Here is a 7,197-nt window from a genome sequence, read left to right as displayed (position 1 = left end):
GTTTCAACAATTCGAAAGCCCAGCTGCGTGTGAGTGGATAAACGTCGCCCGTGGCACCGCGTGCATGTTCGGGGATATCTGCGGTTTCGATGAACAATTCCATTTCAAAACCGTTGCCCAGGCCTTCGACACCGTCGAACGGGTCCGACATGCCTTCGGTAGCGAGGATGATCGAATCGGCTCGACGCACCACACGATACGCCTGACGGGTCGATGGCCAGTCCGGGCCGCCCATCAAACTCGGGCTGATCGCGTAGCCCAGAACATCGCTTTCACTGACGCCGACGCTGTTCCAGTGCCGGTCCAGGCATTTCTGACTGGCCTCTCGCAGGGCCAGGTTGGCCTTTTCTGCCTCGCTCAGGTCGTCATAAGAGAAGGTTTCGTAGAGTTCCTCTGTATGTTCCAGTGCTGGAGCAGATTCAGTGACCGGTGTTTTCCGTGAAGCGAAGAGTTTTTTAAAAAATTGCACAGGCGTTCCTTGCGTCATCGTGATGATTTTGCCGCATGGCAGGATCCGGCAGATTCTCGCATCGGATCACATGGATTGGCCAATTGCCTGTAATCAGTCGGTAGGCGGAATTCGCCACAAAGACTCCAAAACCCTCGGGCGCGATGTTGCTTGAAGCGCGTGGCGCAGAGAATTTGTCCGGCAGCGCTTCCATCCGTCGCCCGCGCTGAACCTCGGTGATCTCGCGTCTTTCTACCAAGGGAGTCCTTCACGAGAACACGTTTATGTTCAATCAGCAAAAACAGGCATCCCTCGCGGCATGGCGCAAACTGGCGACACAGGCGCAAATGCGCCTGGACCCGGAGCAGCAGTACGACGAGTTGCTCAAGGCAGCCGATGAAATGGAGGAGCAGGGCCTGATCACCAGTGCCGAGTGGCGGCAACTGGTGCGTGATGCCGGTAGCGTGTTCACTCGCAATACGCCGCGCACAGAGGGTTGAGCGCACACCTGCAGGGTCTGCGTTATTCGACAGACACAGTGAGTGGCCGCTCAGGTGACGCGGCCTTTTTTGTGGGCTGGCTGGTCTGTTCTGGACATTTGCAGCAGCTGCGCAAACGCCACTTTGTCGATCGGCCGGCTCATGAAGTAACCCTGCACTTCATTGCATTGATCCTTGCCGAGTATCGCCAGTTGTTCCTCGGTCTCGACGCCTTCGGCGGTCACCGTCAGGCCCATGGCTTTGCCCAGGCCGATGATGGCCTGCACCACTGCGCGATCGTTGGCACCGCTGCTGATCGAGGCAATGAAACGCTTGTCGATCTTGATTCCGTCGAACGGATAGGCGCGCAGATAGCCGAGGGATGAGTAGCCGGTGCCGAAATCGTCCATGTTCAGGCGCACGCCCAGTTCCTTGAGCGCATTCATGGTGGTCAACGCGCAGTCGGTGTCGTTGAGCATCACGTTTTCGGTGATCTCCAGTTCCAGGCGACTGGCCGGGAAGCGGGTTTCGACCAGTATTTCGCGGACATCCTCGACCACGTCGCTGACGGCAAACTGCGCCGGCGACAGGTTGACCGACAGCAGAATGTCCGGCGGCCAGGCCAGCGCGGTTTCGCAGGCTTCGCGTAAGACCCAGCGGCCAAGCGGGACGATCAGATCGGTCTGTTCCGCCAGGGCAATAAACACATCCGGTCCGAGCAACCCCTGAGTCGGGTGCTGCCAGCGCACCAGTGCCTCGACCGAGACGATCTGCTTGCCGTCGACCTTGTAGCGCGGCTGATAGTGCAGGACGAACTCGTTGTGTTTGAGCGCATGGCGCAGGTCATTTTCCATTTGCCGGCGGGTCTGGATCTGGTCGCTCATGTGCGCTTCGAAATAACACCAGGTGTTCTTGCCCTCGGACTTGGCCTGATACAGAGCGATGTCGGCGTAGCGGATCAGGTCGCCGGGCACGTATCCGTGGCGACGGCTGAGGGCGATGCCGATGCTGGCGCCGATGTGCAGCGGATGGTGCTCGAAGACCACCGGTTGATGCAGGCTGCCGATCAGGCGCGTGCAGAATTTGTCGATTTCAGCGTGGCTGTCCATGCCGTTGAGCACCACGATGAACTCGTCGCCACCGAGCCGGGCGACGATGTCATTGTCGCGGGTGCTTTCGCGCAGACGCGTGGCGACCTCTTGCAGCACGGCGTCGCCCGCCGGATGCCCGAGTGAATCGTTGATCGGCTTGAAGTTGTCGAGGTCGATCATCAGCAGCGACAGGGCCGGGGCGTGCTCCTTGAGCAGCAGCGCGTCATCCAGATAGCGCGCCAGTTTGTTGCGGTTGGGCAGGCCGGTCAGCGCATCGTGCAGGGACAGGTGCTGGATCTGCGCATGGGCGGCCACTTCGTCAGTGATGTCACTGGCGGTGCCGCGATACCCGACAACGGCGTGCTGGTCGAAGATCGGCCGTGCGGAAAGTCGGCAATGACGTTGCTCGCCGGAGTGATCGCGGTAGGTGCAACGCAGGTCGCTGGTATTGGTTTGCTCGGTCAGTGCCCGCAGCCACAGTTCCAGCGGAGTGGTGTCGCAGAACAGCAGTTGGCCGATATCCTGGCCTAGCCAAAAATCCTGCGGATAACCGGTCACTTCGCTGAACCGCGCCGATAGATAAGTCAGCGACAGCGCCCGGTCGACTTCCCAGATCCAGTCCGACGCGGCTTCCGCCACCGCCCGAAAACGTTCCTCACTGGCTTCCAGTCCGCGATTGGCGTTTTCAAGTGCGAGGTTCGATGCTTGCATCACGGCAAAGCTTTGGTCGACATATTGCGAGGAGCGCAACGCATGGCGAAAGAAATACGCGGTGAGCAGCATCAGCACCAGCATGGTCACGCCGAGGGGGGGCAACAATGACCACAACAAGCGCTGACCGGGTTGCTCCAGATCGGCGATCAGGCTGTAACCGGTGTTGTCCAGCGCCACCCTGGGCCGGTCCCGGGCCAGCGTTTCATCCGGGGCGAGGGTCAGATTGCTCAAGCCATAGCCGCTGCCGAGCGCGCGCAGTTTGGTCGGGGTGAGTTTGTCGACAAACACCAACACCGAGGTTTTCCGTGGATCGCCCAACGGCCGCGCATCATTGGGAATGATCGCCGCCGCCGACACCAGCGCCGGCCAGCCTTCGAACAACGAGTAAACGCTGACGGGAATGCTCAAGTCGCTCTGGCCCTGCACCTGTTCGACCAGCGTTGCGGCGGGGATTTGCAGAAATTCGGAGACGTCGCTGTCGAGCAATTGGCCGCGCACTACCGCATACCGGGTACGCTCGCGGTCGAGGACGAACACGCCGTCATAGCCGTCATTGGTGAACAGGGTTTTGCCGACGTTCTGCTCAGTGAACGCCCAGTTGATATCCACCGGGTTGCTCAGATGTTCATAGGCGGTGGTCCAGTTGGCGTAACTGGAGATGTAGTTCTTCGACGCGGTCATGCGGTTTTCCAGGGCGCGGGCCGAGTAAAACCGGGTTTTGCTGATTTCTTCGGTGTCGAGACGATTGGCGATGCCGAGCAAGGCAACGCTCGCGGCGATCACGCCGGCGACGAACAGCGCGCCGACAGCGATGGCCAGGCGCCGGGTCACGGCGTTTTGCCGGGGTGGAAGGGGCGCCGCATAACTGGAAATATCCATGTGCTCGTCCTTGATCCGCAGTCTTCTGAATCTAGAACAATGGCGCGCACGCAATGTTCCGACTCTTCTACGCACTGTCCTCAAAAGCGTAGTGAAGACGGCGCAATTTGCCTCTTCAACAGCGGCTTGCCGATCAGCGGCGATTCCCGAAAGCACAAGACTTCCCGCGTAAAAACCGGATAATGGCCGCCATTCGTTTAGCCGTATTCTGGTAATCCCGCATGGAAATCAAGGTCAATTTTCTCGACAACCTTCGACTTGAAGCCAAGTTCGACGACTTCACGGTGATCGCTGATCAGCCCATTCGCTATAAGGGCGATGGCTCGGCACCGGGGCCGTTCGACTACTTTCTGGCGTCGTCGGCGTTGTGCGCGGCTTACTTCGTGAAGTTGTACTGCGACACGCGCAACATCCCCACGGAAAACATTCGCCTGTCGCAGAACAACATCGTCGACCCGGAAAACCGCTACAACCAGATCTTCAAGATCCAGGTCGAGTTGCCGGCAGACATCTCCGAGAAGGATCGTCTGGGCATTCTGCGGTCGATCGACCGCTGCACAGTGAAGAAGGTCGTGCAGACCGGCCCCGAGTTCGTGATCGAGGAAGTCGAGAACCTCGACGCCGATGCCCAGGCCTTGCTGATGCCGCATGCGGGCTCCGAGGCCGGCACCTGCATTGCCGGCAAGGACCTGCCGCTGGAACAGACCATCGCCAACATGTCGGGCATCCTGGCCGACCTGGGCATGAAGATTGAAATCGCCTCGTGGCGCAACATCGTGCCCAATGTCTGGTCGCTGCATATCCGCGATGCGCATTCGCCGATGTGCTTCACCAACGGCAAGGGCGCGACCAAGGAAGGCGCCCTGGCGTCGGCACTGGGCGAATTCATCGAGCGCTTGAACTGCAACTTCTTCTACAACGACCAGTTCTGGGGCGAAGAGATCGCCAATGCCGAGTTCGTGCATTACCCGGACGAGCAATGGTTCAAGCCCGGCCCGCAAGACGAGCTACCGGCCGAAATCCTCGACGAATACACCCTGAAGATTTACAACCGCGATGGCGAGTTGCGCGGTTCGCACCTGTACGACACCAACTCAGGCAACACCCAGCGTGGCATCTGCTCGCTGCCGTTTGTGCGTCAGTCGGACAATGAAGTGGTGTACTTCCCGTCCAACCTCATCGAAAACCTCTACCTCAGCAACGGCATGAGCGCTGGCAACACCCTTGCCGAAGCACAGGTGCAGTGCCTGTCGGAAATCTTTGAGCGCGCGGTCAAGCGCGAAATCCTTGAAGGCGAAATGGCCCTGCCGGATGTGCCGCAAGAGGTGCTGGAGAAATACCCGAGCATCCTCGCCGGCATCAAGGGCCTGGAAGAGCAGGGCTTCCCGGTGCTGGTCAAGGATGCGTCGCTGGGCGGTGAGTTCCCGGTGATGTGCGTGACCCTGATGAACCCGCGCACCGGCGGCGTGTTTGCCTCGTTCGGCGCACACCCGAGCCTGGAAGTGGCGCTGGAACGCAGCCTGACCGAGTTGCTGCAGGGCCGCAGTTTCGAAGGTTTGAACGACTTGCCGCAGCCGACCTTCTCCGGGCAGGCCGTGACCGAGCCGAACAACTTCGTCGAGCACTTCATCGACTCCAGCGGTGTGGTGTCGTGGCGCTTCTTCAGTGCTAAACCGGACTTCGAATTCGTCGAGTGGGACTTCTCAGGCGATGGCGAAAACACCAACGCCGAAGAAGCCGCGACCCTGTTCGGCATCCTCGAAGACATGGGCAAGGAAGTCTACATGGCCGTCTACGAGCACATCGGTGCCAAGGCCTGCCGCATTCTGGTGCCGGACTACTCGGAGATCTACCCGGTCGAAGACCTGATCTGGGACAACACCAACAAAGCCCTGCAATTTCGCGCCGACATCCTCAACCTGCACAACCTGAGCAAAGTCGGCCTGCGCAACCTCGCCCAAGGCCTGGAAAACAGCGAACAGGACGATTACACCGACATCACCACCCTGATCGGCATCGAGTTCGACGACAACACGCCGTGGGGCAAACTGACCATCCTCGAACTGCGCCTGCTGATCTACCTCGCCCTGCAGAAATTCGAACAGGCCAAGGATCTGGTCGAAGCCTTCCTGCAGTACAACGACAACACCGTCGAACGCGGCTTGTTCTATCAAGCCGTCAACGTCGTGCTGGAGATGGAACTGGACGAGGATCTGCAGCTGGAAGACTACGAAGCCAACTTCCGCCGCATGTTCGGTGATGAGCGTATGGACGCAGCGATTGGTTCGGTCAACGGCAGCGTGCGGTTCTACGGGTTGACGCCGACCAGCATGAAGCTGGAAGGGCTGGATCGGCATTTGCGTTTGATCGAGAGCTACAAGAAGCTGCATTCGGCGCGGGCGAATGTGGCAGGTCTAACTGGATGACAGTTGTCATCCAGGCTTGAGCAGAAAACCTGTGACGAGGAGCTTTCCAGCTCGGCACAGGTTTGCGGCTTAACTGATTGACTGAAGTCTGATTGGGTTCAACAAACGGTCACGCCGTGGTTGCTGTTCTCCCACGTTTTCTTAAATGACGCTCGCCGATCGCGAGCGTTGTGTAGTTGACGACGCCTGTTGTGGACGGTTCGCCAATACCGGCAGGTTTCGCCAGCTTTTATCGACCGTGCGCGGCGTTGGCCAATGCCCCCGTATCCACCCGCACAAACACCGAATCGCCCACCGCTGTCAGCACATCCCCCGCATACACCTCGCATATCACCCGGGTCTTGCGCCCGACGTCACCCTCGACTTTCGCTCGCAAACTCAGCGGTACGCCCATCGGTGTTGGCTTGATGAATTTGATGCCGAGGTTGCCGGTCACGCAGTCGATGCGCGGCAGGCTGCCGGGTTCGCGGTTTTCCGTGCGGTAGTGGTAGGCCATCGCCGTCCAGTTGGAATGGCAGTCGACCAGCATCGCAATCAATCCGCCGTAGACCAGGTCCGGCCAGCCGCAGTATCTGGCGTCCGGCACATGTTCGGCGAGCACGTGCACACCGTCTGCATGCCAGCGGCTTTTGATGTGCAGGCCGTGGGGGTTGCGGTCACCGCAGCCGTAGCAGACGCCTTCGGGGGCCGCGAGGTCTTGCAGGGGGGTGTCGAGTTCAGACATGGGATTGCTCATCCTGGAGTGGGAAGCCCGGTCAGACGCAGGCGATTGCGCCCGCCGCGTTTGGATTCGTAGAGTGCGGCGTCGCCTTGTTCGATCAGCGCGGTAAGGCTGGCGGGTGGCTGTTCGAACAGGTTGGCGCCGATGCTCAGCGTGACCGCCGCGGGCGTGGGGAAAGTCTGTGAAGTCATGCCGAGAAACTGTTCACGCAGGGCGTTGCCCAGTTCGACGACGCGTTCGCCGGAAGCATCATTTAGCAAAATGACGAACTCGTCGCCGCCCAGTCGCGCCGTCAGCGCATGGCGTGGCAGCAGCGACCGGATCATCTCGCTCAAGGCGATCAGCAATCGGTCGCCGGCGGTGTGGCCGTACTGGTCGTTGACCAGTTTGAAGTTGTCGATGTCGATCAGCAGCAGGGCGCCGGGGCATTCGGGCGAGG

The 7,197-nt window shown here is 59.9% G+C and carries 5 protein-coding genes and 1 pseudogene; 2 read left to right on the top strand and 4 right to left on the bottom strand.

Translation table 11 applies throughout. The annotated features are described in order from the left end of the window. A pseudogene (locus DBR24_RS14470) lies at window positions 1–469 on the bottom strand (Suppressor of fused protein (SUFU)); the annotation flags it as partial. 263 nt (window positions 470–732) lie between these two features. On the opposite strand from DBR24_RS14470, the gene DBR24_RS14465 reads away from it, so the two are divergent. Beyond that, entirely contained in the window at window positions 733–948 is a 216-nt protein-coding gene (locus DBR24_RS14465) for a hypothetical protein (protein WP_128615106.1), read from the top strand. A 50-nt stretch (window positions 949–998) separates the two neighbouring features. On the opposite strand, the gene DBR24_RS14460 is transcribed toward DBR24_RS14465, so the two are convergent. After that, complete coding sequence (locus tag DBR24_RS14460) at window positions 999–3,611, bottom strand: EAL domain-containing protein (RefSeq protein WP_128615105.1); 2,613 nt, start codon at window positions 3,609–3,611, stop codon at window positions 999–1,001. A 221-nt stretch (window positions 3,612–3,832) separates the two neighbouring features. Here DBR24_RS14460 and DBR24_RS14455 point away from each other — a divergent pair, with 221 nt between their 5' ends. Continuing rightward, entirely contained in the window at window positions 3,833–6,037 is a 2,205-nt protein-coding gene (locus tag DBR24_RS14455; protein ID WP_128615104.1) for an OsmC domain/YcaO domain-containing protein, read from the top strand. 229 nt (window positions 6,038–6,266) lie between these two features. Here DBR24_RS14455 and DBR24_RS14450 read toward each other — a convergent pair whose 3' ends face one another. After that, window positions 6,267–6,761: a PaaI family thioesterase gene (locus tag DBR24_RS14450; RefSeq protein WP_128615103.1), complete on the bottom strand. Its 495-nt coding sequence runs from the start codon at window positions 6,759–6,761 to the stop codon at window positions 6,267–6,269. Window positions 6,762–6,769: 8 nt separating this feature from the next. Beyond that, the coding region (locus tag DBR24_RS32190; protein ID WP_256591481.1) for a GGDEF domain-containing protein at window positions 6,770–7,197 on the bottom strand (428 nt) is incomplete at its 5' end.

Origin of the sequence: Pseudomonas sp. HMWF006 (genome assembly GCF_003061205.1) — a bacterium.
Lineage (GTDB): Bacteria > Pseudomonadota > Gammaproteobacteria > Pseudomonadales > Pseudomonadaceae > Aquipseudomonas > Aquipseudomonas monsensis.
The sequence above is the reverse complement of the archived record's forward strand: the minus strand, read 5'-3'. Positions and strand labels throughout refer to the sequence as shown.

Coding starts and splice junctions, on each gene's coding strand:
- DBR24_RS14465 (WP_128615106.1), top strand. CDS start 733: ATGTTCAATCAGCAAAAACAGGCATCCCTCGCGGCATGGCGCAAACTG.
- DBR24_RS14460 (WP_128615105.1), bottom strand. CDS start 3,611: ATGGATATTTCCAGTTATGCGGCGCCCCTTCCACCCCGGCAAAACGCC.
- DBR24_RS14455 (WP_128615104.1), top strand. CDS start 3,833: ATGGAAATCAAGGTCAATTTTCTCGACAACCTTCGACTTGAAGCCAAG.
- DBR24_RS14450 (WP_128615103.1), bottom strand. CDS start 6,761: ATGTCTGAACTCGACACCCCCCTGCAAGACCTCGCGGCCCCCGAAGGC.